General features: G+C 44.5%; 28 protein-coding genes. 11 read left to right on the forward strand and 17 right to left on the reverse strand.

Features of this window, described 5'->3' with window-relative positions; genetic code table 11:
- Positions 1-30 precede the first annotated feature (30 nt).
- Positions 31-216 (forward strand): YlaF family protein, encoded by a 186-nt coding sequence (locus ABU165_RS09665; RefSeq protein WP_009791110.1) that lies wholly within the window; start codon positions 31-33, stop codon positions 214-216.
- A 64-nt stretch (positions 217-280) separates the two neighbouring features.
- Here the strand turns inward: ABU165_RS09665 and ABU165_RS09670 are convergent, their stop codons facing one another.
- The 3 genes from ABU165_RS09670 to ABU165_RS09680 form a co-directional block, all read right to left on the reverse strand.
- Positions 281-751, reverse strand: a complete 471-nt coding sequence (locus ABU165_RS09670; RefSeq protein ID WP_318060136.1) for a GNAT family N-acetyltransferase — start codon at positions 749-751, stop codon at positions 281-283.
- Positions 738-1,538: an inositol monophosphatase family protein gene (locus ABU165_RS09675; protein ID WP_318060137.1), complete on the reverse strand. Its 801-nt coding sequence runs from the start codon at positions 1,536-1,538 to the stop codon at positions 738-740. Before ABU165_RS09675 ends, ABU165_RS09670 begins: the two co-directional genes overlap by 14 nt.
- Positions 1,539-1,832: 294 nt before the next feature.
- Complete coding sequence (locus tag ABU165_RS09680) at positions 1,833-2,027, reverse strand: hypothetical protein (protein WP_318060138.1); 195 nt, start codon at positions 2,025-2,027, stop codon at positions 1,833-1,835.
- Between the two features lie 191 nt (positions 2,028-2,218).
- Here ABU165_RS09680 and ABU165_RS09685 point away from each other — a divergent pair, with 191 nt between their 5' ends.
- A complete protein-coding gene (locus ABU165_RS09685; RefSeq protein ID WP_009791106.1) occupies positions 2,219-2,839 on the forward strand; it encodes a YktB family protein in 621 nt (206 codons plus the stop codon).
- 61 nt (positions 2,840-2,900) lie between these two features.
- Here the strand turns inward: ABU165_RS09685 and ABU165_RS09690 are convergent, their stop codons facing one another.
- Together ABU165_RS09690 and ABU165_RS09695 are read right to left on the reverse strand one after the other, a co-directional pair.
- Complete coding sequence (locus ABU165_RS09690; RefSeq protein ID WP_009791105.1) at positions 2,901-3,173, reverse strand: UPF0223 family protein; 273 nt, start codon at positions 3,171-3,173, stop codon at positions 2,901-2,903.
- A 69-nt stretch (positions 3,174-3,242) separates the two neighbouring features.
- The gene (locus ABU165_RS09695) at positions 3,243-4,202 is read right to left on the reverse strand and encodes an NAD(P)H-dependent flavin oxidoreductase (protein WP_318060139.1); all 960 of its coding nucleotides are present in this window, start codon (positions 4,200-4,202) and stop codon (positions 3,243-3,245) included.
- Positions 4,203-4,486: 284 nt separating this feature from the next.
- Here ABU165_RS09695 and ABU165_RS09700 point away from each other — a divergent pair, with 284 nt between their 5' ends.
- Positions 4,487-5,956 (forward strand): aminotransferase class I/II-fold pyridoxal phosphate-dependent enzyme, encoded by a 1,470-nt coding sequence (locus ABU165_RS09700; RefSeq protein WP_009791103.1) that lies wholly within the window; start codon positions 4,487-4,489, stop codon positions 5,954-5,956.
- 302 nt (positions 5,957-6,258) lie between these two features.
- On the opposite strand, the gene ABU165_RS09705 is transcribed toward ABU165_RS09700, so the two are convergent.
- Complete coding sequence (locus ABU165_RS09705; protein ID WP_083783061.1) at positions 6,259-6,381, reverse strand: GapA-binding peptide SR1P; 123 nt, start codon at positions 6,379-6,381, stop codon at positions 6,259-6,261.
- A gap of 251 nt (positions 6,382-6,632) precedes the next feature.
- Here ABU165_RS09705 and ABU165_RS09710 point away from each other — a divergent pair, with 251 nt between their 5' ends.
- Together ABU165_RS09710 and ABU165_RS09715 are read left to right on the forward strand one after the other, a co-directional pair.
- A complete protein-coding gene (locus ABU165_RS09710) occupies positions 6,633-7,067 on the forward strand; it encodes a DUF1885 family protein (RefSeq protein ID WP_101550705.1) in 435 nt (144 codons plus the stop codon).
- 58 nt (positions 7,068-7,125) lie between these two features.
- On the forward strand, positions 7,126-7,455 hold the full coding sequence (locus ABU165_RS09715; RefSeq protein WP_009791099.1) for a hypothetical protein: 330 nt from the start codon (positions 7,126-7,128) through the stop codon (positions 7,453-7,455).
- 38 nt (positions 7,456-7,493) lie between these two features.
- Here the strand turns inward: ABU165_RS09715 and ABU165_RS09720 are convergent, their stop codons facing one another.
- Positions 7,494-8,363 carry a polysaccharide deacetylase family protein gene (locus ABU165_RS09720; RefSeq protein WP_318060140.1) on the reverse strand — a complete coding sequence of 290 codons (870 nt, stop codon included), beginning with the start codon at positions 8,361-8,363 and terminating at the stop codon, positions 7,494-7,496.
- Between the two features lie 241 nt (positions 8,364-8,604).
- Here ABU165_RS09720 and ABU165_RS09725 point away from each other — a divergent pair, with 241 nt between their 5' ends.
- A complete protein-coding gene (locus tag ABU165_RS09725) occupies positions 8,605-10,137 on the forward strand; it encodes a glycine betaine uptake BCCT transporter (protein ID WP_094768877.1) in 1,533 nt (510 codons plus the stop codon).
- Between the two features lie 671 nt (positions 10,138-10,808).
- Here the strand turns inward: ABU165_RS09725 and ABU165_RS09730 are convergent.
- Positions 10,809-11,051 carry a hypothetical protein gene (locus tag ABU165_RS09730; protein ID WP_094768895.1) on the reverse strand — a complete coding sequence of 81 codons (243 nt, stop codon included), beginning with the start codon at positions 11,049-11,051 and terminating at the stop codon, positions 10,809-10,811.
- Positions 11,052-11,268: 217 nt separating this feature from the next.
- Between ABU165_RS09730 and ABU165_RS09735 the strand changes: the two genes are divergently transcribed.
- A complete protein-coding gene (locus ABU165_RS09735; RefSeq protein ID WP_022543673.1) occupies positions 11,269-11,649 on the forward strand; it encodes a hypothetical protein in 381 nt (126 codons plus the stop codon).
- A 65-nt stretch (positions 11,650-11,714) separates the two neighbouring features.
- Here ABU165_RS09735 and lpdA read toward each other — a convergent pair whose 3' ends face one another.
- The 5 genes from lpdA to ABU165_RS09760 form a co-directional block, all read right to left on the reverse strand.
- Positions 11,715-13,124, reverse strand: coding sequence for a dihydrolipoyl dehydrogenase (gene lpdA / locus ABU165_RS09740; protein WP_009791093.1), 1,410 nt, complete (start codon positions 13,122-13,124; stop codon positions 11,715-11,717).
- 4 nt (positions 13,125-13,128) lie between these two features.
- The gene (locus ABU165_RS09745; protein ID WP_009791092.1) at positions 13,129-14,466 is read right to left on the reverse strand and encodes a dihydrolipoamide acetyltransferase family protein; all 1,338 of its coding nucleotides are present in this window, start codon (positions 14,464-14,466) and stop codon (positions 13,129-13,131) included.
- Positions 14,467-14,549: 83 nt separating this feature from the next.
- Positions 14,550-15,527, reverse strand: coding sequence for an alpha-ketoacid dehydrogenase subunit beta (locus ABU165_RS09750; RefSeq protein WP_009791091.1), 978 nt, complete (start codon positions 15,525-15,527; stop codon positions 14,550-14,552).
- Between the two features lie 3 nt (positions 15,528-15,530).
- Positions 15,531-16,646 (reverse strand): pyruvate dehydrogenase (acetyl-transferring) E1 component subunit alpha, encoded by a 1,116-nt coding sequence (pdhA, locus tag ABU165_RS09755; RefSeq protein WP_009791090.1) that lies wholly within the window; start codon positions 16,644-16,646, stop codon positions 15,531-15,533.
- Between the two features lie 575 nt (positions 16,647-17,221).
- The gene (locus ABU165_RS09760) at positions 17,222-17,887 is read right to left on the reverse strand and encodes a YkyA family protein (protein WP_248137314.1); all 666 of its coding nucleotides are present in this window, start codon (positions 17,885-17,887) and stop codon (positions 17,222-17,224) included.
- A 274-nt stretch (positions 17,888-18,161) separates the two neighbouring features.
- On the opposite strand from ABU165_RS09760, the gene ABU165_RS09765 reads away from it, so the two are divergent.
- Both ABU165_RS09765 and def read left to right on the forward strand, forming a co-directional pair.
- Positions 18,162-18,296, forward strand: a complete 135-nt coding sequence (locus tag ABU165_RS09765; RefSeq protein ID WP_009791087.1) for a YjcZ family sporulation protein — start codon at positions 18,162-18,164, stop codon at positions 18,294-18,296.
- Positions 18,297-18,478: 182 nt separating this feature from the next.
- Positions 18,479-19,033 (forward strand): peptide deformylase, encoded by a 555-nt coding sequence (gene def, locus ABU165_RS09770; RefSeq protein ID WP_009791086.1) that lies wholly within the window; start codon positions 18,479-18,481, stop codon positions 19,031-19,033.
- 42 nt (positions 19,034-19,075) lie between these two features.
- Here the strand turns inward: def and ABU165_RS09775 are convergent, their stop codons facing one another.
- Both ABU165_RS09775 and ABU165_RS09780 read right to left on the reverse strand, forming a co-directional pair.
- Positions 19,076-19,846, reverse strand: a complete 771-nt coding sequence (locus ABU165_RS09775; protein ID WP_318060142.1) for a Cof-type HAD-IIB family hydrolase — start codon at positions 19,844-19,846, stop codon at positions 19,076-19,078.
- 35 nt (positions 19,847-19,881) lie between these two features.
- Positions 19,882-20,778, reverse strand: coding sequence for a DMT family transporter (locus tag ABU165_RS09780; protein WP_318060143.1), 897 nt, complete (start codon positions 20,776-20,778; stop codon positions 19,882-19,884).
- A gap of 916 nt (positions 20,779-21,694) precedes the next feature.
- On the opposite strand from ABU165_RS09780, the gene ABU165_RS09785 reads away from it, so the two are divergent.
- Together ABU165_RS09785 and rnjA are read left to right on the forward strand one after the other, a co-directional pair.
- Positions 21,695-21,904, forward strand: a complete 210-nt coding sequence (locus tag ABU165_RS09785; RefSeq protein ID WP_022543669.1) for a DNA-dependent RNA polymerase subunit epsilon — start codon at positions 21,695-21,697, stop codon at positions 21,902-21,904.
- Positions 21,905-21,910: 6 nt separating this feature from the next.
- Positions 21,911-23,578 (forward strand): ribonuclease J1, encoded by a 1,668-nt coding sequence (rnjA, locus tag ABU165_RS09790; RefSeq protein ID WP_009794332.1) that lies wholly within the window; start codon positions 21,911-21,913, stop codon positions 23,576-23,578.
- 105 nt (positions 23,579-23,683) lie between these two features.
- On the opposite strand, the gene ABU165_RS09795 is transcribed toward rnjA, so the two are convergent.
- Together ABU165_RS09795 and ABU165_RS09800 are read right to left on the reverse strand one after the other, a co-directional pair.
- Positions 23,684-24,343 (reverse strand): potassium channel family protein, encoded by a 660-nt coding sequence (locus ABU165_RS09795; protein WP_022543668.1) that lies wholly within the window; start codon positions 24,341-24,343, stop codon positions 23,684-23,686.
- Positions 24,344-24,407: 64 nt separating this feature from the next.
- The gene (locus tag ABU165_RS09800) at positions 24,408-25,421 is read right to left on the reverse strand and encodes a cytochrome d ubiquinol oxidase subunit II (protein ID WP_318060144.1); all 1,014 of its coding nucleotides are present in this window, start codon (positions 25,419-25,421) and stop codon (positions 24,408-24,410) included.
- Positions 25,422-25,423: the final 2 nt, after the last annotated feature.

Raw genomic sequence — 25,423 nt, forward strand, 5'->3', positions numbered from 1 at the left:
CCCGGTTAAACTTTAGGGAGGGGGATTTTTTTGAAAAACATTAAGTGGCCTTTATTATTCTTTGCCGTGGCAGCAGCAGCCTGCATCATGGGTGTCGGCATATCGATTGCCGAGAAAAGTATATTCGGGGTAATTGCCTGTATTGCAGCCCTTGTGCTTGTAATGGGCTTCGGATTTAAAACCAAGAAGAAAATGCGCGAAAACGGATTATTATAACTATAGAACCAGCGAAGAAGCCGGCCCATTGGGGGTCCGGCTTCTTTTTATAGTCTGTTGCTGTTCATGGCTGAAGAGGCTTCAGCAAAAGGAGGTGCTCTTTGCCTCCTTCATCTTTTTCGGATTTATACTGCTCAAAGCCGCTTTTCGAAAGAAACTCCAGCCAGCCGGATTCACTTGCTGGAACAGCGGCAAATACCGCCTTATTCTCTGCAGCCAATTCTTCCCCAAGTGTCAAGAGGATCCCGCAGCCAAGGCCTGTCCCTCTTCTGTCCGGGTGAACAAGGATAGTCCCGAGCCAAGGCTTCCGGTTAGAAGGTGCCCTTCTTACATGGAAGGTAACACCCGCCCTTTCACCATCCTTCTCCCACACTCTCCATTCTCCATCAAGTTCTGAATACGCCTCTATGTATTCCTCAATGCCCCTCCCCTGTGTCTCATGCACAAGCCATTCTCCTGAATGGTCAGCCAAATATTGAAAAAAAGCATAGTCTCCTGCTGAAAGGCTCCTTGAGGTGATCTTACCAGCTGCCATTTTGCAAATAGTCCCTGAGGATCTTTTCATGCAGGCCAGGCTTGCAGATGAAAACTGAGCTTTGCTCTAACAGGTTCAGATCTTCCCCTTTCAGGGTAGTCGCTTTGCCTCCCAATTCGGTTATAAGGATATTCCCTCCAGCAAAGTCCCACGGGGCCAGTCTCAGTGATATATATGCATCGATGCGGCCTGTTGCAACATAAGCCATTTCAATAGCAGCAGATCCGTATGAACGGGTGCCTCTAACATCCCTGACAAGCGGGGCCAGCAGACTTGGGTCGATCCTATTGTTTTCAGTGACCCAGGTAGCATTCAGCCCTATGATAGCATCCTGGACACTTGCTTCTTTCAGGCTCGGTATTTGCATATCGTCCAGATAGGCGCCTTTACCCTGGAAAGCATGATAAAGCTCATCATGGACCACATCGTAAATAAGGCCGATCTTTCCAACCCCATCTTCATATATCCCGATCGATATGGCGAAATTCCTTTGCTGATGAACAAAATTCATTGTTCCATCAATTGGGTCGATAATCCAGACAACTCCATCCAGATCCTCTATTTTGTCCCCAAATCCTTCTTCGCCAAAAATGCGGTGTTCAGGATATGTTTCATTGATTTTGCTGATAAAAAACTGCTCGGTCGCCTGGTCGATGTCAGTCACAAGATCATTCCGGTTGGATTTCGTTTCAATAGTCAGCGTTTTTTGGAAAGAATCCTTGATCCGTCTTCCGGCTTCTTTTACCCATTCTTTTGCTTTTTCATCAATATGATCCCAGTTCGTCATTTCTCTTTCCTCCGTAAAGGCCGGGCTCCAGCTGCCAGCGCCCTGCGCCCGGCCATATATTAATGATAAGATTATCGGAAATGCAGGAACTTCTCAAGCCTAGCGTCCCCCCGCCTCACTCTATTAAGCAATATCCTTCTTTTTTCCCTTCAGAAAAAATAATAAACGGACTCCAGCCATGTTACCGGGAGCCCGTTTTTATTTTCTATTGAAGTTTTCAGCTGACCATTCTGACATTTTTTCTCCTTTTAATGAACCTTTATATATATTTAAATAAATGCTAGAGCCTTTCTCTCACAGCGCTTTCAGCCTAACCAGCTCTTCACGTATCTTTTCGAGCTTTTGTTTTGTTCTTTTTTTGACATTCTCATTATTGTCGCCCATTGCTTCGAAAAGTGTCGCCAGTTCATAATCCATTTCAAGCCTCAGTACGGCGGTTCTTTCCTTTTCACCGGCTTTCTTCTTTACAGAATTAATTAATTGTTTCATGATCTTGCACCCCTTCCGGTTTTGGTTGAATTTTCAGATATCTTTTTTATTATAATATGAAGTCCTCAAAGCAGTTGCAACAAAATTGTGCTGATACCCATTGCCTGTAAATAAGAGGTCAGAAGCTGTTCATTTCCCCTTTTTCCTGCGCTGTGCTACAATGTTGCCAAAATCAGCAGGAGGTTATACATATGCCATTCAGCGGCTTTTCCAATGCAGACTTTGATGTTTTTAAAATAGATGGACTAGAAGAAAGAATGGATAGCTTGAAAGAAAATATCCGTCCAAAGCTTGAGGAGCTGGGCAGCTATTTTGCGCCGGGCTTATCAGCTCTTACAGGAGATGAAATGCATCCCCATGTTGCCAAGCATGCCAGAAGGACAATCAATCCGCCAAATGATACCTGGGTTGCCTTTGCGGCTAATCCAAGAGGATATAAAATGCTCCCCCATTTTCAGATCGGATTATGGGAAAGCCATGTGTTCATTTGGTTTGCCACCATTTACGAAGCACCCAATAAAAAGGAATTCGGGGCTGCATTAAAGAAAAACTTAAGCGAAATCTACAGCAGCATCCCCGGCAGCTATGTATGGTCAGGAGATCACACAAAGCCTGGCGCCGTTTCTCACAGTTCCCTTGATAAGTCAGAACTTGAGGCCATGTTCGACCGCCTCGAAAACGTTAAAAAGGCGGAAATCCTCTGCGGTGTCAACATACCGCGTGAAGAAGCCATCAAGCTCAGCGCTGAGGAATTCCTGCAGAAAGCTGATTCTGTATTTAAAAATCTATTACCCCTATACAAAATGGCATAAACGGGTCCAGACGCCCAAACTGCCAAAAGAACCTGCATCAGATCGATGCAGGTTCTTTTGTTTACTTCATTTTTACTTTGTCCCCGGCTTTTGCCTCTTTGGCTGCTTTTACGGAACGGTATGGCGAATACCCGCTCGTTTCTTCAAATTCGCTGCAGACTGTCTTTTCCTGGGCCTTGCCTGGTACAATTTCTTTAAAACGGCGGTACGAATCCATAAGGATTTCCCTGTCGACCCCTTTTTCATAAGCGGCTTCAACGCTCTCAAAGAACTTTATCACGTCTACAATTTCTTCTGTCGACCAATCCGGGTCGATTGGATATTGATATTCCAAAGATGTTCACTCCTCTTCAAGCATCTTAGCTGATTTTAACCAGTCCAAGAAAATTTTGCAATTCTTGTCCTAGTCTGCCCATGAGCGACGGATATCTTCTGCTTCTTTAATAATCCTGCTGACCAGATCGCCAGCTGAAGGAATATCCTTAATCATGCCCATTACCTGCCCTGCCCAGGCAAATCCTTCAGTTTCAGAGCCGTCATGGATATAGCGCTTGTTTGCCTGCCCGCTTATATAATCCTTCAGTTCTTCATAACTGCCATTATTCTTTTCAATTTCCAATATTCTGTCTGCCCATGAGTTGGCAATGACCCTCGCAGGAGCCCCGAGCGAACGTTTAATGACAATGGTGTCATTTTCCGATCCCCCGACCAGTCTTTCTTTATACAGCTTTGAAGCATGCACACACTCTTCTGTAGCCACAAATCTTGTGCCCATTTCAATTCCTTCCGCACCAAGGCTCAAGGCAGCCATCAAGCCCCTGCCGTCGCCGATCCCGCCAGAGGCGATCACTGGAATCGACACAGCATCTGAAACCTGGGGAACAAGCACCATTGTCCCGGTATCTGTCCTTCCAAGATGCCCTCCCCCCTCCTGGCCGACAACCATCACAGCATCCGCGCCGAGTTCTTCTGCTTTAACAGCCTGCCTTCTTGCCGCCACAAGCACAAGCTTCCTGACATCAGTTCCCTTCAGCATCTCAAAAATCGGAGCCGGATTCCCGCCCGTCATGGAAATGACCGGGACACCCTCCTGAAGCGCTGCTTCCAGGAACCCCTCGAACGGCCTGCCATGCTGCCCGATGGCAAAATTAACGCCAAAAGGCTTTTCCGTTATCGTTTTGACCTTTCTGATTTCCGTTTTGAGCTCCTCCGGCGAAGGCAGCGACATGGCTGTTATTTGTCCCAGTCCGCCTGCATTGGAAACCGCTCCTGCAAGCTCAGAGTACGCAAGATGCGCGAGGCCTCCTTGAATGATCGGGTACTGTATATCCAATAAATCCGTTACTCTAGTCTGCCATTTCATCTTTGTCTCCCCTTTTCCTTCTCAATTCTCCTTCAAATACTTCGGGACAGCAGCTGAAAATTCCTTTTTTAACAGGCGGGAAACCGGAAATCCACTGTATGGGCGCAGGGGCGAATAGTCAAGAGTATTTCATCGAATGCTACAGAAAAGGGATATATTCAGCCGCTCTGCAAATTTGCCTGCCAATGCCGGCTAGAATCGCTTTGCATCCATATGCTTTAATGCTATAATTCATTTGTTTTATAAGTATATTAACGACAATGATTAAAGAGGTGTGGGAATAGTTGCTACAATCTGAAACACCGTTATTCAGCGGTTTACTGGCACATGCAAAAAAGAACCCTATTCAATTTCATATACCCGGACATAAAAAAGGGGCGGGAATTGACCCGGAGTTCCGTGAATTTATCGGAGATAATGCCCTGTCAATCGATTTGATTAACATCGGCCCCCTTGATGATCTCCATCAGCCGAAAGGAATCATCAAACAGGCGCAGGACCTGGCTGCAGAAGCATTTGGTGCAGATCATACATTCTTTTCAGTTCAGGGAACCAGCGGAGCGATCATGACGATGGTCATGGCAGTCTGCGGGCCTGGGGACAAAATTATCGTACCAAGAAATGTTCATAAATCTGTGATGTCAGCCATTGTCTTCTCAGGTGCGACCCCTATTTTCATTCACCCGGAGGTTGATGAAAAGCTCGGAATTTCACATGGAATCACTACGGATTCAGTGGAGAAGGCACTTAGCCAGCATCCCGACGCTAAAGGTGTGCTGGTTATCAATCCTACCTATTTTGGAATATCAGCAAACCTGAAGGAGATTGTTGAGATCGCTCATTCCTATGAGGTGCCTGTCCTTGTGGATGAAGCACATGGTGTTCATATTCATTTCCATGAAGACCTGCCGATGTCTGCGATGCAGGCTGGCGCCGATATGGCCGCTACCAGTGTCCATAAACTGGGCGGATCAATGACGCAAAGTTCAATCCTGAATGTTAAAGGAAATCTTGTTTCCCCTAAGCGCGTTCAGTCGATCCTAAGCATGCTGACAACGACCTCTACCTCCTATCTGCTGCTTGCGTCTCTTGATGTTGCAAGAAGAAGACTTGCTACAGAGGGGAAAGAGCTGATTGAGCGGACAATAGACCTGGCACAGTATATGAGGAAAGAAATCAATGAGGTTGACCGCCTCTACTGTGTCGGTGACGAGATTCTTGAAACCAAGGCGGCTTATGATTATGATCCGACCAAATTGATTATCTCTGTGAAAGAGTTAAATGTAACAGGATATGATGTAGAAAAATGGCTCCGCGAGAAGTTTAATATCGAGGTCGAGCTATCAGATTTATATAATATCCTCTGCATCATTACTCCAGGAGATACCAAACAAGAGGCAGATGCCCTGCTTGCGGCACTCAGGGAATTATCTGCGGGCGGCCTTCAAGAAACTGAACGCAAGGATGCAAAAGTGATGCTGCCTAATATACCGGTGCTTTCGTTAACGCCACGGGATGCTTTTTATGCAGAAACTGAGCTTGTCCCTTTTGACGAATCTGAAGGGCGCATCATTGCAGAATTCATCATGGTCTACCCTCCAGGAATCCCAATCTTCATTCCAGGGGAAATCATCACGAAGGATAATCTTGTCTATATTAAAACAAATATGGAGGCAGGACTGCCTGTCCAGGGACCTGAGGACTACGATTTCAAATTTCTGCGTGTGATTAAAGAGCATAAAGCGATCAGGTAAGAATATGGAACAAAAGCGCAAGCGCCTTGATCCACCCCTTAAGGAACGCAGACTAAAAACGCCACGTCCTGCTGCAACGTCTGCATGACCCCCATCCTGGGGGGCTTCAAGACGAACCTCCCGGAAAGGCGTTCTTTGCCTTTTTGGGAGGTTTGGCTTGTGACCTCGGCGCAGCTGCTGGACGTGGATCAAGAATTGATAATAATCCACAAGGATTACTAATTATAAATTCCTAAACAGTAAAAAAGAAAGCATGCAATTTTTGCATGCTTTCTTCTATAAAATCATTTTTAATGCTGATTCTAATTGCTTTTCTCTTTTTGTCCGCCTTTTCTGCAATTGCATTTCGCATACAGAACCGTTACCTTTTCATCTTCAAAGTGATCGATTGTTGAATTGCAATCCTGACATACAATTGTGCCCATCTGTTCAATCCCCTTTTCGCTGAATTTGGTTTTGAAAGCGTTTTATTTTACTCTAAACCTATAATATTATAACATTATTAAAATATCAAGCCTAAATTGTATGACACATTTTGCGGGTTATCGCTTATTTTTCATTCTTTTTTTCCAGGGAGGAAGGATCATTCCCTATTAAAAACTTCTATAAGGTTACAGCATCCCGCAAGAATGGTAAAATTAAATCTAAATATTCTGTTTTTAAAGGAGGTTTCTTCATGTCGAGCAGCGCTTACATAAAACTGGTCAAAACATCAAGCCAGGAAACGATTACAATTCAGGAGGTAAAAGATTTACTGGAATATTATAAAGCTATAACCGCAAAAACCGGCGATCAGGTTGATTGGGGTTACAGCAAAGCAGCCTTTCCTTATGAAATAAAGGAATATACACAAGGAGACGGAAAACGGCTTTGGCTGCAATCTTTGGATGACCGTTATAATACGATACTGATAGGAGTAGGAACAGAAATGATACAAGATGCTGACAGCACAGAGCGGATCCAATCCTATATACAGCTTACCCTGCCGGAAAATGCAGCAATGGGCGACAAAAGCAAAGCGAATGAATTCTGTAAATTTTTAGCTAAGAAACTCCAGGCTGAACTGCAGCTGTTCAACGGAAGAATTATGTACTTTAACGGGCGAAAATAATAAGGTATGATAATATAGATTCGTTGAAATAAGTTTCAGGTATTAAGGAGTTGTCAGCTTGAAGAAAAGAGTCCTAATCATCATAATAGTCAGTCTGGCTTTTACACTGGTGTCCCCTTTCATTTTTGACGCAAGGCTGGAAGACAAGCCGGATTCATTAACACAGAATCTTCTATTCGGGGGCCCTTTCCCTTTTGCCGAGCAGACCAGCTATCTGCCAGAGCAGGAGGATGCATATCCGGTGGTTATACAATTTGAATCTCCCCTGGAAAAAGAAACGAATTACAAGCTTACGCCCCTCGTGTTGACAGAGCTGAGCTATTTTCTTTTCTTTTTCGCAGTCACAACTATAATAGCTAGATTATTTAAAGGGAATGTTAGAAGGTAAGAAGAAAGAGCGGCACTCGATGCCGCTCTTTTTCTGGTTTATAAAGCTGTTTGGATCCTGTCAGGATCCACAATTTCATACCCTTTTGCCTGAAGGCCCTTTACAATCCCCTCCAGCGCTGCATTCGTCCAATCTCTGTCATGCATAAGCAGATTGGCTCCGTCGGTCAGATATGGGGAATTGACCATAATGTCCGTCAAGGCCTCTTTGTTTTGATAGTCCTTTTCCCAATCGTATCCATATGTCCAGTTCATGAGCTCCATTCCTTCCGCTGCAGCAGCCTCCCTGCTTGCATCGGTATTGATCCCAAAAGGAGCCCTGAAAAATCGAGGCTTTTCCCCGATGATTTCTTCTACACGTTTATTTAATTTCAATACCTCTTCCTTTTGCTGTGCCGGGGTAATTTCCTTTAGATTACTGTGGCTGTATGTATGGTTCCCGATTGGAAAACCCAGATTATGTATCTCTTTCAATTTTTCTTCTTCCTCCGGGGTATCCAGAAAATGCCCGTTAACGAAAAATATGGCGCTGACACCCAGCTGATGCAATGTTTTAGCCATCTCTACGGCATGTTTATCAGGCGCATCATCAATGGTAAGGAGGACCACTTTTTTATTCGCATCTGCCAGCGGCTCAATAGTCCAATTATTTTCATTAATGCGGTATAAAGGCTCTTTATCCTCCGTTTCAGCCGGCTGTTCCTCCTTGGATCCGGTCTCCTCTATATCAGAACCGCTTGCCTCTCCGCTTTCAACGGCTTCTTCCGCATCGCTGCTTCCCTGCTCTTTAGCCGTTTCCACGGCATTTTTCGTCTCTTCTCCCTTATCTTTGCCTGCTTCTCCGCCTGCACCGCACGCAGAAAGCAGCATGGCAGACAGCACCAAGGCGGCAGTTTTTTTATTCATCATTACCCCTCCAATAAGCGTTATGCTTTTTATTATACTTATAAAATGTTAGTATAGAAAATGGTTTGTAACTGGTAGAGACAATCGAAATAACTCCCCCTTTTTATCCGTAAAGTATTTCTATCTGCTGTTTTCCCTAAACCACTGTTTCCACACCATACTATTTTCTAAACATAAAACTGCAGCCCATTCATCAGCAATGGCTGAGCCTGCACATATGTATGATTTGATTTGGAGGGATTGGATGAAGAAACTGACACCAGTTTTTTGGGTATCAGTTATCGTAACTGTATTATTTATTATCTGGGGGCTTATTCCAAAAAGGATATTGCCCAATGCAAATTTAGACGTTGTTACACAAAATGTTCAAGGATTCATCCTTGAGAAATTTGGCTGGTTTTATATGCTGTCAGCCTCGATCTTTTTAATTTTTGCTATTGTACTTATTTTCACAAAGTATGGAAACATTCGTTTAGGGAAAGATAATGAGCAGCCCGAATTCGGTTATTTAACCTGGTTTGCGATGCTGTTCAGTGCAGGAATGGGGATAGGCCTTGTATTCTGGGGAGCTGCAGAGCCTATGTATCATTATTTCGATCCGCCATTCGGCGACGGAGAAACGCCGGATTCTGCCAGAACAGCCATGAGATATTCCTTTTTCCACTGGGGACTCCACCCTTGGGCCATCTATGCAGTGATAGCCCTTGCTTTGGCTTACTTTCAGTTCAGGAAAGGGGCTCCAGGGGTCATCAGCTCCATTCTCCGTCCCATCTTAGGGGATAAAGTTGACGGAATGCTTGGTGTACTAATCAATTTCATCGCAGTATTTGCAACTGTCTTCGGTGTAGCCACTTCACTGGGACTGGGTGCCATTCAAATAAGCGGCGGCCTGTCACATGTGTTCAGCGGCGTCAGCAACGGCATCGGGACACAGATGATCATTATAGCGGCTGTCACGGTTTTATTTATGCTTTCGGCCCAGACAGGGCTTAATAAAGGCATTAAATACTTGAGCAATCTTAATATCATCCTGGCCATTCTTCTGCTGCTATTCATGCTGTTTGTAGGGCCTACCAATTTTATTATGGATCTATTCACCACTACTATCGGTTCTTACTTGCAGAACCTGCCATCCATGAGCTTCAGGCTCAGCCCGTTTGATCAGGAACTGACATGGTTCCAGGATTGGACCATTTTCTATTGGGCCTGGTGGATTGCATGGGCTCCATTTGTGGGAACCTTCATTGCACGGATTTCAAAAGGCAGGACCATCAGGGAGTTTGTCATCGGTGTCCTTGCTGTACCAACATTATTCGGTGCGCTTTGGTTTTCAGTATTTGGAGGAACCGGTATTTTCCTCGAATTCTTTGAAAATACGCCAATCATGGATACGATGACCGAGAATGGCATGGAGATCGCTTTATTTGCTGTCTTTGAGCACTTCCCGTTATCAATGGTGCTGTCCTTGCTTGCCATCTTCCTTATCAGCACCTTCTTCATCACTTCAGCGGACTCGGCAACCTTCGTGCTTGGCATGCAAACGACGAACGGAAGCCTGAACCCGCCAAATAAAGTTAAATTTGTATGGGGCATTATCCAATCTGCTTCTGCAGCCATACTTCTGTGGACAGGCGGCCTTGAAGCACTGCAGCGTGCGTCTATTATTGCCGCCCTGCCATTTACAGTTATTATGCTCCTGATTGTAGTTTCACTGATGAAAGCCTTAAAAGAAGAAAATGTGAGCGATACAAAGGAAAAACAGCAAAAATCTGCATAATAGAAAAGCTTCGGGATGATTTATCCCGAAGCTTTTTTGGTTGGTGTATTTTTATATAGCATTGTTATCCTGCTGCGTTTGTGATTTTTTCAAAAGTGAGGCTACAGGTGATCTGCTGGGACCGCTATTTTCCTATTTCCTAAGAATAGTGATTCTAGCTCACCCGACTGGAACACTATTTTTTCTATTTCCTAAGAATAGTGGTTCTAGCTCAACTGGCTGGGACCGCTATCCCTTCTTTTCCCAAGAATAGTGGTTCTAGCTCACCTGGCTGGGACCGCTATTTTTTCTATTTCCTAAGAATAGTGGTTCTAGCTCACCTGGCTGGGACCGCTATCCCTTCTTTTCCCAAGAATAGTGGTTCTAGCTCACCTGGCTGGGACCGCTATTTTTTCTTTTTCCAAGAATAGTGGTCCTAGCTCAACTGGCTGGGACCGCTATTTTTTCTTTTTCCAAGAATAGTGGTCCTAGCTCAACTGGCTGGGACCGCTATTTTTTCTTTTTCCAAGAATAGTGGTCCTAGCTCACCCGGCTGGGACCGCTATTTTTTCTTTTCCCAAGAATAGTGGTCCTAGCTGCCCATGCTGCCATCACCTTATATCTTCAAATGGCCTAGAAAGGAAAGTCTGCAGGCTGCCTTATAAATTCCGTTCAACTACCACCAGGTACTCTCAATAATGAATAAATGCCAGAGCCGCCTGAAAGGAACCATACAGCCCCAAAGACAGCATAGTGACCATAAAAGTTCTCTTCGGTGATTTTATGATGAAATTACCCAAAATAACAGCAAGATAGAAAAATACAAAAAACATGAGAACATTATAAACTGGATGGTCATGCTTAGAAAGCCACTCCAGAAAAGTATAGCCGCTCCATATAATCAGCTGGATCATGATCACCGAATAAGTCTTCATATAAACACCGCCAATTGCAATATATATTCCCTTCATATGTTTGCTTGTAATCCAGGCTTATATGTATTATATGTAGCACTCCGGCCGGGTATTTTTCAATTTTGTAACAATTGGGTGACAAGCGGAGATATTACTATTTATTATGTTAAAATATGGGCTATTATGACGAAATTATTTACAGCTTTTAACACATTAAGAGAAGAAAAGGTGAGCATAAATGAAGAGTTTCCGTTTTTTGCTGTTAGCTTCTTTTATGATATTGACCGTTTCCTGCAGCAAGACGAAAGCTGCTGATGATTTAATGCTTGATAGCTCGCAAAAGCAGGTGATTTTCTTTACAGATGAATCTGACTATCAAAATGAAGCACCATATTATGATGCAATCATAGAATTGAAAAAGGAATTTCCGGATGAAATGAAGAAAATGAAAGTCATAACGGCTGCCAAGGCGAAAAAATATTATAGTACATTCGAACTTAAAGGATGCCCGGCCATTTTAGTTTTGCACCAGAACAGGATTACAGCAAAAGTGAATGGCGATGCATCAAAAGACAAAATCATTGAACCGCTGTCTAAAGCACTTAGGACCGGCACATAAAAAAGACCTTCCCTCTTTTGTGAGGAAAGGTCTTTCTCTTTATAAGTCCTGCATGCAGTCACAAATTATTTAATGATGTGAATTGGGCTTCCAAGTGCAACTTCAGCTGCTTCCATAGTGATCTCGCCAAGTGTTGGGTGAGCATGGATAGTCATAGCTAAGTCTTCAGCAGTCATGCCTGCTTCAATGGCAAGACCAAGTTCAGCAATCATGTCAGATGCATTTGCACCAGCAATTTGCGCACCTATGACAAGGTCATCTTCTTTGCGTGTGATCAGCTTCACGAAACCGTCAGTGCTGTTTAAAGCAAGGGCACGGCCATTTGCTGCAAATGGGAATTTGGCAGCATTGACTGCAATTCCTTCTTCTTTAGCCTGCTGCTCAGTGTAACCCACTGAAGCCAGTTCAGGATCAGAGAATACAACTGCAGGGATTCCAAGATAGTCGATCTCAGAATTGTGGCCAGCGATTGCTTCAGCTGCGATTTTACCTTCATAAGAAGCTTTGTGAGCCAAAGGAGGTCCTTCAACAATGTCACCGATAGCGTAGATGTTGCTTACGCTTGTACGGCACTGCTTGTCGATCTTGATGATGCCGCGGTCTGACATTTCAACGCCGGCCTGCTCAAGGCCAAGCTCGTCAGTATTTGGACGGCGTCCCACCATAACGAAGACATAATCAGCTTCAACAGATTTTTCTTCGCCTTTTACTTCATACTTGACTGTTACACCGCTGTCAGTTTCTTCAACACCTTTTGCAAGTGCATTAGTGATGATGTTAGCGCCTTTTTTCTTCAGGTTCTTTTTAACCAATGAAGACATTTGCTTTTCAAATCCGTTCAGGATCTCATCAGTTCCTTCAAGGATGGTCACTTCAGTACCGAAGTTAGCGTAAGCTCCGCCAAGCTCGGTTCCGATGTAGCCGCCGCCGATGACAACAATCTTCTCAGGAACTTCTTCAAGAGCCAGTGCGCCTGTTGAATCAAGCACGCGCTTTGAATATTTGAATGCAGGCAGTTCGATTGGGCGTGAACCTGTCGCAACGATTGCATTCTTGAAAGTGTAAGTCTGGGAAGACTTCTCATCCATTACTTTCAGAGTATTTGCATCAACAAAGAAAGCTTCTCCGCGTGCGATCTCTACCTTGTTTCCTTTAAGAAGGCCTTCAACACCGCCAGTAAGCTTCTTGACAACTCCGGCTTTCCATTCCTGTACCTTTGTGAAATCTACTTTCACATTTTCCGCTGAAATGCCCATTTCTTCTGAATGCTTAGCATGTTCATAGCGGTGTCCAGCTGAAATCAAAGCCTTTGAAGGGATACAGCCGACATTCAGGCAGACGCCTCCAAGAGTTCCTCTTTCAACGATTGTTACTTTTTGTCCAAGCTGTGCTGCGCGGATAGCGGCAACATAGCCTCCAGGACCTGCACCGATTACTATAGTATCTGTTTCAATAGGGAAATCTCCAACTACCATTTAATTACGCCTCCATTAACAATAGTTCTGGATCGTTGAGTAAACGCTTGATGTGGTTTAATGCATTTTGTGCTGTTGCGCCATCGATGATTCTGTGGTCAAAGCTTAAAGAAAGTGCAAGAACTGGTGCTGCAACGATTTCTCCATCTTTCACTACAGGCTTTTCAGCGATGCGGCCAATTCCCAGGATCGCTACTTCAGGATGATTGATGACAGGTGTAAACCATTGTCCGCCCGCAGAGCCGATATTGGTAATTGTGCAAGAAGCGCCTTTCATTTCATCCGCAGCAAGCTTGCCGTCACGGGCCTTGGTTGCCAGGCTGTTGATTTCATCAGAGATAGCAAATGTAGATTTGCGGTCAGCATCCTTCACGACAGGAACAAGCAGGCCTTTCTCTGTATCAGCAGCAATTCCAATGTTGTAGTAATGCTTGTGGATGATTTCGCCAGCAGCATCGTCAATTGACGTGTTGAGCGCCGGGAATTCACGCAATGCACTAGTCAATGCCTTTACCACATAAGGCAGGAATGTAAGCTTGATGCCTTTGTTTGCTGCAACTTCCTTGAATTTCTTTCGGTGTGCTACCAGTTTTGTTACATCGATTTCATCCATTAATGTAACATGCGGTGCAGTCTGCTTGGAGTTAACCATAGCTTTTGCAATCGCTTTGCGGATTCCGCTCATTTTCTCGCGGGTTTCCGGATATTGGCCTTGAGGAGCTGCTGCTGCCGCTGGTGCTGCTGCTTCTTCCTTAGCTGCCTCTGCCTGTGGTGCTTCCTGAGCAGGAGCTTGAGAGCCTCCGTTCAAGAATGATTCAATATCTTCCTTCAGCACACGTCCGTTTTTACCGCTGCCTGCTACCTGGCGGATATCAACGCCTTTGTCGCGTGCGAACTTGCGCACTGATGGCATAGCGATAATTCTGCGGTCAGGATCAACATCGGGCTGGGAAATAACTGTGCCTTTACCGGCGTCTTCCTGTCCAGGAGCTTCTTCCTTCTTCACATCCTGGCCAGCTTCCATTGTTGACTGAACCTGTGCTTCCGTTTTTTCTGCCGGCGCTTCATCACCGTGTTCACCTTTAAATTGTAAATCCTCATACCCCGGTGCGTCAAAAGATACGAGCACTTGTCCAACAGTAGCAACTGTTCCTTCGCTGATGTGGACCTCTTCAACAGTCCCTTCAACTGGGGATGGAATTTCTACTACTGATTTATCGTTTTGCACTTCGCACAATACGTCATCTTCTTGAACTTTATCGCCTGGTTTAATAAACCATTTTACGATTTCACCTTCGTGGATACCTTCACCGATATCAGGTAATCTGAATTGGAATGACAATGGGTTCACCTTCCTGTTAGTAAATTGAGTGATGATGCAGGAAAGGGAGAAAAAACTTCCCTCTCCCATTAAAAAATTGATTATTAGAAAGTAAGTACTTTTTTAGCTGTTTCCAGTACATCTTTGTAGTTTGGCAGCCAGATTGTTTCTGCTTGAGAGAAAGCATAGACAGTATCAGGTGCTGCTACGCGGAGAACTGGAGCTTCCAGGCTGAGAATCGCTCTTTCATTGATTTCAGCAACAACCTGAGCAGCTACGCCTGCCTGCTTCTGTGCTTCCTGGACCACAATGGCACGGCCTGTTTTCTCTACAGAGGCAATGATTGTTTCAAGGTCCAGCGGTGCGATTGTACGAAGGTCTACTACTTCTACTGAATAGCCTTCTTTTTCAAGTTCTTCTGCTGCTTTTAATGATTCATGAACCATTGCTCCGTATGTGATGATGGAAAGGTCTGAACCTTCACGCTTCACATCAGCCTTGCCAAGAGGAATTGTGTATTCTTCTTCAGGCACCTCTTCACGGAATGCACGGTATAGCTTAAGATGCTCAAGGAAAATAACCGGATCGTTGTCACGGATAGATGAAATCAGAAGTCCTTTTGCATCGTAAGGAGTTGAAGGCACAACCACCTTTAGACCTGGTGATTGAGTCATCAGCCCTTCAAGGCTGTCAGAGTGAAGTTCCGGAGTATGCACTCCGCCCCCGAAAGGAGAACGCACAGTGACAGGAGAATGGTATCTGCCGCCTGAACGGTAGCGCATACGCGCCATTTGGCCGGCGATTGAGTCCATTACTTCGAACACAAATCCGAAGAATTGGATTTCCGGCACTGGACGGAAGCCCTGAAGGCCAAGACCAATTGCTAAACCGCCAATTCCAGATTCAGCAAGTGGAGTATCGAATACGCGGTCTTCGCCGAACTCTTTCTGAAGACCTTCCGTAGCACGGAATACACCGCCGTTAACGCCTACGTCTTCACCGAACACAAGTACGTTCGGATCATTGCGCATTTCTGTGCGCAACGCATCGGTGATTGCCTGGATCATTGTCATTTGCGCCATCGCTTACTTCGACTCCTTTGCTTGGTAAATTTCATATTGTTCTTTAAGGTTACGAGGCATTTCTTCATACATGTTCTCCATGAAGTCTGTTACTTTCTGCTTCGGATAACCGTCAGCTTTCTTGATTGCTTCTTTGATATCTTCTTTAGCCTGGTCGATTACTTCATTTTCCTTTTCTTCGTTCCAGATGCCCTTGTTTTCAAGGAATTTGCGGAAACGGACTAAAGGATCCTTCTTTTCCCATTCGTTGTCAAGGTCCGTTGTACGGTAGCGAGTCGGATCATCGCCAGCCATAGTATGCGGGCCATAGCGGTATGTCATCGTTTCAATCAGAGTCGGGCCTTCGCCGTTTACTGCACGTTTGCGGGCATCGCTGACTGCTGCATATACAGCAAGGGGATCCATTCCGTCTACCTGAACTCCAGGGATACCTGCTGCGACTGCTTTTTGAGCTACAGTCTTAGCCGCTGATTGCTTTTCTACCGGAGTGGAAATCGCAAAGCGGTTGTTTTGAACAACAAAGATCGCTGGAGCCTTAAATGCCCCTGCAAAGTTAAGACCTTCGTAGAAATCACCTTGTGAAGCTCCGCCGTCGCCAGTGTATGTAATAGCTACTGAACCGGCACCGCGCTTCTTCATCCCAAGAGCCACACCTGCAGCCTGGATGATCTGAGCGCCGATGATGATTTGAGGTGAAATTGTATTCACACCTTCAGGCATCTGGTTGCCGTGGAAATGTCCGCGTGAGAACAAGAATGCCTGATACAGCGGCAGGCCGTGCCAGATCATTTGAGGAACATCGCGGTATCCCGGAAGGATGAAGTCTTCCTTCTCAAGAGCAAACTGTGAAGCAAGCTGTGAAGCTTCCTGTCCTGCTGTCGGCGCATAGAATCCAAGGCGCCCCTGTCTGTTTAGAGAGATGGAACGCTGATCAAGAATACGAGTGTATACCATGCGGCGCATCAATTCCTGAAGCTGCTCATCGCTTAATTCAGGCATTGCCGCTTCATTTACGACTTCGCCTTCTTCATTCAATATTTGAAACATTTCAAACTGCTCTTCTACCGCCTCAAGCGCTTTAGTAGCATCCAATTGTGCTTTCTTCGTTTTAGAAGCCATCTTTGTCACCCTTTCCTTTCATTAAAAAGACATTATTTTAAGAGATAAATACACAAAGCTTAGAATACCCAAAATGAATTCATCTTAGAAATCTGCTTTTGTTTTTTCCCTATTAAATTTAGCCGTACATGCAAAAAAACTGTCCGGCTCATCCTTTGACAGCTGCAAAACATAGTTTTACTTAGTTTTCCACAGATGCCTCCGGAAAAAACGTCTATTCTGATATTTCTTTACAATCATTTTCTGTATCATTGAATTATATATGTCTCACTGATACAAGCAATGAAATCACCTTACTCATTTTATTATAAGAAATCCGTTACAGTCAATTATTTAAACCTATTTTTCAAAAATTATTTCGAGTATTTTAAAAAACTGTATTAATAAGTCCTTATTAACTGTACTATAAAAAAGTAGCTTTTTAACAGGATGTGTTATAACAAGAGAAAAATTATTTAGGAAGAATTATTTCAAAAAAATACTTTGTGTCCAGCACAAAAAGTCTTTCGGCATCATCTGACCGAAAGACTTCTCGAATATTCCCCTTTTAACAGGCGTTGCCCCTATGCTTATGTTTACTCAGCAGCAACCTCTACACCAGCCTGCTTATAGAAGGATAGTTTTATTTCATTATATTTTTTTGTCAGCTCATTAAATTCTTTATTATGGACCGTCAGCTGCTCATAGGATTGATTGATTTTTTCAATCTGGGCTTCCAGCTGCTCCATTGTCAGGTCTTCCTTCTTGAACAGCGAATACAGCTCTTTGTCCAGTTCAAGGCCCTTCTTATATTCACTGTATAGTTCATCATGGACGCTGTAACGGTCCATCATCACTTTGTACAGTTCCTCAGCACTTTCTTTTGCTTCCTTATCTTCAATGTCAGGGATGATATCCTCAAGAGGTGCAAATTCTTCTTTGGAGGATTCAATGCTCTCCTGCTCTTTATTCATGAGCTCTTCCCTCTTCCCCACGGCTTCAAGGGCTTCATCTGACAGCTTTTTAATTTGGTCAAATTCCTTCATGCCCAGCGCAATGATCTGATCATAAAGTTCTTTTTCCTGCTTTTCCAGTTTAACAAGCGGGTCCTGCTGCTTTTCAAACCCGTCTTCTGCTTCTGCAGTTTTCTCCAGAAGGCTGTAGGCTTTTTCACCTGGTGTCTCCTTGTTCATGCATCCCCCGAGCACAAACAAACTTAAAAATAATACAGCCAGTACTTTTTTCTTTCTGATAACGGACATCATTAAACCCCCTAAGTGGAAAATAGCTGCTGCATATAAGCTGCATATAGGTGTGGTCCAAGATTCTTCATTAATTTTTATGAAAAAGCTTGTCCAACCATTTAATTAGAATTCAGCAGGATAATGCCATAAAGATACATATTCTTCATTCTTTTCATTTATGACTGGGCAGCGGCCTACACCATTTTTTCCTTCTTTCATAGGCTATAGTAAATCGTCCATAAAACTTATAAATATGTAGGGGACGATACTTTATTTCAGGGAGGTTATCCTTATGTATGGTTATGGTGGATACGGTTACGGCTGCGGCTACCCTGTAGGCGGAGCTGGCTACGGAAGAGGATTTGCTTTAATTGTCGTTCTCTTCATTCTTCTTATTATTGTAGGCTGTTCCTGCTGGAAATTCTAATACAAGCCGAAAAGGTGCTTCGACAGAGCACCTTTTCTTTATTAACTTTTTTCTTTATGTCTGTTAGACTATTGACGTACATATAGCTCCCTGAACTTTAATCACTTACCCGCCAGCACAGCGGTTAAAACATATTATAATAAATTTCTGCCGAAAAAGGCATGCACAGGAGTGGATTTTTAATGATAACAGTGGCGGATATAATCCGGGATGGCCACCCATCCCTCAGGAAAACGGCTGAAGAGGTGCCTATGCCCCCTTCTGCCGAAGATAAACAGACTCTTGCCGAAATGATGGAATATGTAAGAAACAGCCAAAATCCTGCCCTGGCTGAAAAGTATGGGCTGAGGCCTGGAATTGGGCTTGCCGCCCCGCAGATTGACTGCCTGAAGAGAATGATTGCAGTCCATGTGACTGATACAGATGGGAAACTGTACAGCTTTGCACTTTTCAACCCGAAAATCGTCAGCCATTCGGTCGAGAAAGCCTTTTTAACGTCCGGAGAAGGATGTCTCTCAGTCGATGAGCCTTTTCCCGGGTTTGTTCCGCGCTATGCAAGGATTACCCTCAAAGCCTTTGATATAGACGGCAGAGAAGTGAAACTAAGGCTGAGAGGCCTACCGGCAATCGTTTTTCAGCATGAAATCGATCATCTGAACGGAGTCATGTTCTATGACCATATCAATAAGGAAAACCCGTTTGAAATAATGAAGGATGCCCTCCCGATTGAAAGGTAATCCTAAAAGGAGAAGCAGGCCCTTTTGCCTGCTTCTTTTTTCTTATATCAAACCAAGCTTTTTCAAACCGTTCCAGATTCCGTCCTCCCCGACATCTGAGGTGATATGGTCCGCATGGCGCTTCACTTCTTCTTCAGCATTGCCCATGGCAACCCCCGTGCCGACGGCCTGGAGCATTTCAATGTCATTCAAGCCATCTCCGAATGCATACACATCCTCAATTGCAAAGCCGAGACGGCTGATCATTTTCTTTATGCCCTCCGCTTTTGAGCCCCCGGAAGGAAGGACATCGACGGAATGGGGATGCCATCTGATGAAATGGAATTTCCCGTATCCTTCACGATACTCCTGTTCGAGACTGTCATCCATAAAAATAAGGGACTGGTAGATTTCCCGCCCATTATAAAAGCTTTCATCTTTCTCAGGATGCGGGAACTTAAGTGTGCCAAGGCTTTCCTCAATATGGGGATGGTGCGGCACACTTGATTTCATGGTTGATTCGTTCATAAAAACGAGCGGATGCCCATTCCTTTTTCCATGTTCTAAAAGCCTTTCCAGCTCTTTTGTGTCCAAAGGATTGGCATAGATCGGTTCATTCTCGAACACCACGTACTGGCCATTAAAGCTGACATAAGAATCAATGCCCAGCTCTTCCCGGAGACTTTCATACATGAAAGGAGCACGGCCGGTCGCGATTGCCGTAAATACCCCCTTTTCCTGAAGGAGCCTGATTGCTTCCTTCGTTTTTACCGGAAGGTTTTTGCCGTGGTCCAGCAGTGTTCCATCAATATCAAAAAAAACAATTTTCTTCATTTTTTACTTCCTTTCCATTTGCACGGACTGCATTCTTAAGCAGCCAGATCTTGTTTCTTTTCCCTCTTGACTTTATAGGAGGAAATATATATTCCCAGAAAGATGACAGCCAGGCCAACAGCCATCCCTGGCTTAATATGCTCGCCAAGGAGAAAGTACCCCCATGCGATTGCCGATACGGGGACGATATAGGTGACGAGGGAGGCAAACTCCGGGCTTCCCTTCTGTACAAGGAAATAGTATAGCAGATAGGCTGCGCCCGAGCCCAGGGCGCCGAGTATAACTAGAGAACCGAGTCTTTCCGGCGCAAAAAGAAGCGGGATGCTGGAAGGAGATGCAATCCCGGTATACAGGCCGCTTGCCAAGGCGGCTGATGTAAGCGTAAAAAGGGAAATCTGAAGGACGGAAACGCCCTCGAGATACTTTTTGGACAGATGGGTCCCTAATCCATAGCAGAATGCTGCCATAGACATGAATACGATTCCTGCGGTATTCCCCTCTGCCAAATCCCCGGTCCGGAAACCGCTGAGAATAAAAATACCGAAGAATCCGATCATAATACCGGCCCACTGGCTTTTCCGGAGCTTTGAACCGAAGAAAAGCCACCCAATGATGATCGTCCAGATCGGTGTAGTGGCATTAATGACAGAGGCCATACTCGATGAAATGGCCGTCTCGCTTTTAGAAATAAAATACCAGGGAAGTGCATTATTGATGAGCCCGACCAGGATCAGCAAACTGAAAGGCAGGCGTTTCCACTGAATCTTTTCTCTTTTAATAAAGCTGATCCCCCACAATGCTGCTGCACCAAATAGGCATCTGCCGAAGACAACCGCCTCAGGGCCCAGATCATGGAGCAGAATTTTAATAAAAAGGAATGATGTGCCCCAAATCAGACTTAGAGCGATCAGCGCACTATAAAGCTTACCCATTTTTCCACTCTTCTTTCCAAGATAACTTTCACTCTGTTAAAAGCTAACCCTTGAAATGCTAAATGTCAATCCAGCATATTTAACATTATTCCATCATTATCCATGAGATTTTTGGCCTTTTCATCATATAATAGAAGAAAAGGCGGCTTTCTTAATGCCCCCCAAAAAAACGGTTGTGTTCGGCAGCAGTAATTGTAATCCTTTACATTGGACAAGGTTGGGTTAAAATAGGAAGTAAGGAGATGATCCACTATGTTAAAGAAGCTGCGCAAAAAGCTCCTGAAACAGTGGAAAGACATGCTTCGCAAAAAATCGATCGCATAACCCCAGAGCCCTTCAAACTTGCGAAGGGCTCCTTCTTTAAGGTAAATTGTATAAAGGTTACATAGAAATGCGGAAGTGGCTTGCCCAGAGCCGACAAGCATAAGACGCGCAAGAATAAAAGGCGTTCTTTGCCTTTAATTCTTGGGTGGCTTATGACTCGAGGCTCTAGCCACTGGAGCTGGACAATGGGAAATGCGGAAAAGCCTTGGTCGCAAAGGAATGCAGACTAAGAACGCCACGTCCTGTGGTAACGTCTGCATGACCCACATCCTGTGGGCCCAGCATAAGACGCCGCAGAATAAAAGGCTTTCTTTGCCTTTAATTCTGGCGTGGCTTATGACTCGAGGCTCTAGCCGCCGGAGCCGGACAATGAAAATGCTGAAAAACCTCTCCACGGACCTCTAAAGATAACACGCCAGGGCGGTGGACAGTGTAAATCAACAAACTGAAAATTCCTTTTTGGGGCGTTCGTTATCCCCCGGAAATATAAGGAAAAACTGTGCTTTATGTTCTTTTAAAAGAAAAAACATGAAAAACATGTTATTTTTTTATATAATAGAAAAAGTTATATCGGATTAAGGAGCGATTTATGATGATTTTTAAAGTTTATTACCAGGAATCCATTAAAGAAGTCCCAGTGAGGGAAAAAACGAAAACCGTTTATGTTGATGGAGATTCCCCGAAAGATGTACGTACGAAGCTGGCGGACAAACACTATAACATTGAACTCGTAGTCCCTGTTGAAGGCGATTACCTGGAATATGAAAAAAGAAACGAAGACTTTAAAGTATTGGAGATCTGATAATTTATGAAATTTGTCAAGAACGATCAAACAGCTGTATTTGCCCTTGGAGGACTTGGGGAAATCGGCAAAAACACTTATGCAGTCCAGTTCCAGGATGAAATCATCCTGATCGATGCTGGCATTAAATTCCCTGAGGATGAGCTTCTGGGAATTGATTATGTAATCCCTGATTATACGTATTTAGTTAAAAACGAAGACAAAATCAAAGGCCTCTTCATTACGCACGGACATGAAGACCATATCGGCGGCATTCCTTATCTATTAAGACAGGTGAATATTCCTGTGTACGGCGGTAAGCTCGCCCTTGGCCTTCTTCGCAATAAGCTGGAAGAGCATGGCCTCTTGAGAAAGACAAGAATGATTGAAATCAAGGAAGATGATATTATCAAATTCCGAAAAACTTCTGTCACTTTCTTCCGGACTACACACAGCATCCCTGATTCATATGGGGTCGTAGTGAAAACTCCGCCGGGGCAGGTAGTCCATACCGGTGATTTCAAGTTTGACTTCACTCCTGTCGGGGAGCCTGCGAACCTTACAAAAATGGCAGAGATCGGCAAGGATGGTGTCCTATGCCTCCTTTCTGACAGCACCAACAGTGAAATTCCTAATTTCACTATGTCTGAACGCCGTGTAGGAGAAAGCATTCATGACATTTTCCGCAAAGTGGATGGACGGATTATTTTTGCGACATTCGCTTCTAATATCCACCGCCTTCAGCAGGTTATCGAGGCTGCTGTGACCAATGGCAGAAAAGTGGCTGTTTTTGGCCGGAGCATGGAAGCTGCGATCAACATCGGGCGGGAGCTTGGCTATATAAGCGCTCCTAAGGATGTATTCATAGACGCACAGCAGATCAACAGGCTCCCAGCCAACCAGGTTACCATCCTTTGCACAGGAAGCCAGGGAGAGCCTATGGCAGCCCTATCACGGATTGCCAATGGAACACACCGCCAGATCCAGATCAACCCAGGTGATACAGTAGTGTTCTCATCTTCACCTATTCCGGGAAATACGATCAGTGTCAGCAGAACAATCAACATGCTGTCCCGTGCAGGTGCAGAAGTCATCCACGGTCCGCTGAACGACATCCATACTTCCGGGCATGGCGGCCAGCAGGAACAAAAACTGATGCTTCGTCTGATCAAGCCGAAATTCTTCATGCCGATCCACGGAGAGTACAGAATGCAGAAAATGCACTCTAAACTTGCGATAGATTGCGGCATTCCTGAAGAAAACTGCTTTATAATGGACAATGGAGAAGTTCTGGCCCTGAGCGAGGATACCGCTCAGGTGGCAGGAAAGATTCCTTCAGGTTCTGTATATATCGACGGAAGCGGTGTGGGTGACATCGGAAATATCGTCCTCAGAGACCGCAGGATCCTTTCTGAGGAAGGTCTGGTCGTTGTCGTAGTCAGCATCAACATGAAAGACTTTAAGATTTCCGCAGGTCCTGATATCATTTCCCGCGGCTTCGTCTACATGCGTGAATCAGGCGACTTGATCAGCGATGCCCAATCCTTGATCTCTAAGCATCTGAACAAGGTCATGGAAAGAAAAACGACACAGTGGTCTGAAATTAAAAATGAAATTACTGACACACTATCACCTTTCCTTTATGAAAAAACAAAGCGCCGTCCAATGATCCTTCCGATCATTATGGAAGTGTAATAAACCATATTAAAAAAGCACTCACAAATATTTGTGAGTGCTTTTTCCATTTTACAAGCAGTCAATGGACATCTGCCGTTTTCGCAGGTCCTGCCGGGGCTTGGGTTAAGCCATCAGCTTCTTCTCAAAGCGGTTGATATCAACATCTGCTCCAATAACGATGAGGATATCATCTTCCCGTATCACTTCATTTGCCTGCGGGGATACGATGATTTCATTTTTTCTTTTAATCGCAACAATATTGATGCCATAATTGGCACGGACATCCAAATCGATAATCGAATTTCCGCCAAGCTTATCGCTGGCCACAATCTCCACGATGCTGTGTTCATCTGAAAGTTCAAGATAATCCAGTACATTGTTGGAGACAATATTATGGGCAATTCTTCTGCCCATATCCCTTTCAGGATGGACAACATGGTCTGCTCCAATTTTGCGCAGGACTTTCTCATGATAATCATTTTGCGCTTTTACAGTAATCTTGTTCACACCGATTTCCTTTAGAATCAACGTTGTAAGGATGCTGGCCTGAATATTGTCACCAATGGCGACAATGACATGATCGAAATTCCTGATGCCCAGACTTTTAAGAACATTTTCATCGGTGGTATCCCCGACAACGGCATGAGATGCAATCAGTGCAAATTCGTTCACCCTGTCTTCATCATTGTCGATTGCCATTACCTCCATGCCCTCTTCTGCGAGCGCCCTGCAAATACTTCCTCCAAACCGTCCTAAACCTATTACGGCAAATTCTTTTTTCACGGATATTCCTCCAGCAGTTTCAAAGTTCGTCTCTATTTTATCATAGCTTAACTCTTAGTAGCATTCACTTTTCACCCTTAACATAATCGGCATTAAACAGGAACAGCCTCATCAAGAGGATCAATGACGGGATGAGGAGCAGCAGCCCTGCTATAAATGCCGCAACCAGCGCCATCCCCATTTCAGGATTTGTATAACCTGAATAGATCGTTATGAACGGGTCAAGGATGTAAGGGAGATGGGAAGCGCCATATCCGAAAAAGGCGAAAAAGAATTGAAGCATAACCAGAATAAAACTGGTCCCAAAACTCTTTTTCTTATAAACCATCAGCATAGCGGCCAGAAAACAGAGAAGCGATAAGCCAAACATCCACCAAATCTCTAAAGCATTATTGAAATGGCGCTCATTATGCTCCCTTAATGAAGCAAAGACAAGGAAGCTGGCAAGAATGGTTGGCGGACTCCAGAACAGGGCAAACGTCCTCAGCAGATCCCTTGCTGGAGTGTCTCCAGCCCTGTCTGCATAATAAGTAAGAAATACAGCACTGATAAAGAGCACCGATACAATGGCAAGAATCACCACAGACCAGGAATAAGGGGAGCTTACAAGCTCTCCAGCAAGGAAAATGACCTTATTTCCCTGTTCTTCAATAAATCCCCCTTCAGAAATCGTCAATGCCGTCGACAGTGCTGAGGGTATCAGCAGGCCCGTTGCGCCATAAAGAAACAGATAAAACGAATTGTCCTTTGAGCCATAATTCCCGAATGCATAGAATGATCCTCTAATGGCAAGGAGGATCAGGGCAATGCTTCCGGGTATCAGCAAAGCAGTTCCATAATAATAGGCTGCATCCGGAAAAAAGCCGACCAGCCCGACAAAGAAGAAAACAAAAAAGACATTGGTCACTTCCCATACAGGAGATAGATATCTGCTGATAATGTGGCTGATCACATGCTCCTTCCCTGTGACCCGTCCATAATAAGCAAAAAAACCGGCTCCAAAATCGATTGATGCCACAATAACATATCCATAGAGAAATACCCAGAGAACCGTTATGCCAAGGATTTCAATGCTCATGT

Source organism: Cytobacillus sp. T106 (genome assembly GCF_040492155.1).
GTDB classification, from domain to species: Bacteria; Bacillota; Bacilli; order Bacillales; family Cytobacillaceae; genus Bacillus_AB; species Bacillus_AB infantis.

What these genes read in the sequence shown, in the direction of transcription:
- ABU165_RS09670 (WP_318060136.1), bottom strand. Translation starts at nt 751, where the DNA reads ATGGCAGCTGGTAAGATCACCTCAAGGAGCCTTTCAGCAGGAGACTAT.
- ABU165_RS09675 (WP_318060137.1), bottom strand. Translation starts at nt 1,538, where the DNA reads ATGACGAACTGGGATCATATTGATGAAAAAGCAAAAGAATGGGTAAAA.
- ABU165_RS09680 (WP_318060138.1), bottom strand. Translation starts at nt 2,027, where the DNA reads ATGAAACAATTAATTAATTCTGTAAAGAAGAAAGCCGGTGAAAAGGAA.
- ABU165_RS09685 (WP_009791106.1), top strand. Translation starts at nt 2,219, where the DNA reads ATGCCATTCAGCGGCTTTTCCAATGCAGACTTTGATGTTTTTAAAATA.
- ABU165_RS09695 (WP_318060139.1), bottom strand. Translation starts at nt 4,202, where the DNA reads ATGAAATGGCAGACTAGAGTAACGGATTTATTGGATATACAGTACCCG.
- ABU165_RS09705 (WP_083783061.1), bottom strand. Translation starts at nt 6,381, where the DNA reads ATGGGCACAATTGTATGTCAGGATTGCAATTCAACAATCGATCACTTT.
- ABU165_RS09710 (WP_101550705.1), top strand. Translation starts at nt 6,633, where the DNA reads ATGTCGAGCAGCGCTTACATAAAACTGGTCAAAACATCAAGCCAGGAA.
- ABU165_RS09720 (WP_318060140.1), bottom strand. Translation starts at nt 8,363, where the DNA reads ATGATGAATAAAAAAACTGCCGCCTTGGTGCTGTCTGCCATGCTGCTT.
- ABU165_RS09725 (WP_094768877.1), top strand. Translation starts at nt 8,605, where the DNA reads ATGAAGAAACTGACACCAGTTTTTTGGGTATCAGTTATCGTAACTGTA.
- ABU165_RS09730 (WP_094768895.1), bottom strand. Translation starts at nt 11,051, where the DNA reads ATGAAGACTTATTCGGTGATCATGATCCAGCTGATTATATGGAGCGGC.
- ABU165_RS09735 (WP_022543673.1), top strand. Translation starts at nt 11,269, where the DNA reads ATGAAGAGTTTCCGTTTTTTGCTGTTAGCTTCTTTTATGATATTGACC.
- lpdA (WP_009791093.1), bottom strand. Translation starts at nt 13,124, where the DNA reads ATGGTAGTTGGAGATTTCCCTATTGAAACAGATACTATAGTAATCGGT.
- ABU165_RS09750 (WP_009791091.1), bottom strand. Translation starts at nt 15,527, where the DNA reads ATGGCGCAAATGACAATGATCCAGGCAATCACCGATGCGTTGCGCACA.
- pdhA (WP_009791090.1), bottom strand. Translation starts at nt 16,646, where the DNA reads ATGGCTTCTAAAACGAAGAAAGCACAATTGGATGCTACTAAAGCGCTT.
- ABU165_RS09760 (WP_248137314.1), bottom strand. Translation starts at nt 17,887, where the DNA reads ATGTCCGTTATCAGAAAGAAAAAAGTACTGGCTGTATTATTTTTAAGT.
- ABU165_RS09765 (WP_009791087.1), top strand. Translation starts at nt 18,162, where the DNA reads ATGTATGGTTATGGTGGATACGGTTACGGCTGCGGCTACCCTGTAGGC.
- def (WP_009791086.1), top strand. Translation starts at nt 18,479, where the DNA reads ATGATAACAGTGGCGGATATAATCCGGGATGGCCACCCATCCCTCAGG.
- ABU165_RS09775 (WP_318060142.1), bottom strand. Translation starts at nt 19,846, where the DNA reads ATGAAGAAAATTGTTTTTTTTGATATTGATGGAACACTGCTGGACCAC.
- ABU165_RS09780 (WP_318060143.1), bottom strand. Translation starts at nt 20,778, where the DNA reads ATGGGTAAGCTTTATAGTGCGCTGATCGCTCTAAGTCTGATTTGGGGC.
- ABU165_RS09785 (WP_022543669.1), top strand. Translation starts at nt 21,695, where the DNA reads ATGATTTTTAAAGTTTATTACCAGGAATCCATTAAAGAAGTCCCAGTG.
- rnjA (WP_009794332.1), top strand. Translation starts at nt 21,911, where the DNA reads ATGAAATTTGTCAAGAACGATCAAACAGCTGTATTTGCCCTTGGAGGA.
- ABU165_RS09800 (WP_318060144.1), bottom strand. Translation starts at nt 25,421, where the DNA reads ATGAGCATTGAAATCCTTGGCATAACGGTTCTCTGGGTATTTCTCTAT.